This window comes from Brevibacillus laterosporus, from assembly GCF_030489605.1.
Taxonomy (GTDB): Bacteria; Bacillota; Bacilli; order Brevibacillales; family Brevibacillaceae; genus Brevibacillus_B; species Brevibacillus_B laterosporus_E.
In genome coordinates this window covers 1-301 of the sequence record NZ_JAUKFY010000083.1, presented here as the reverse complement: position 1 = coordinate 301, position 301 = coordinate 1, and the positions used below count along the sequence as shown (strand labels likewise).

1 pseudogene is annotated in these 301 nt (G+C 44.2%); it reads left to right on the top strand.

Annotation, left to right across the window (positions count from 1 at the left end):
- A pseudogene (locus QZ995_RS23760) lies at positions 1-301 on the top strand (integrase); the annotation flags it as partial.

Below are 301 nucleotides of genomic sequence, written 5' to 3'. Positions count from 1 at the left end.
GACTGACCCAGTTTTGCAATTGGATGAAACAAAAACCTATGCCACAGTTGCACTAGCCCCTAGTACAACTGCTGTGGCTATTTCTGTTGCTTCCACAACAGGTTTCGTGGTTGGCCAAGAAGTTACGATTTGTGATGATACATCTTTTGAGAACCAAACGATTACAGCAATTGGATCAGGGAAGCTAACCCTTTCTAAGCTGGTCAACAGCTACAAAAAAGGAGCCATGATCGCACGATCAACGGTGAATCGGGATACATCTGCTCAGAAGATGAGAATTGGTGGATGGAATACACATACG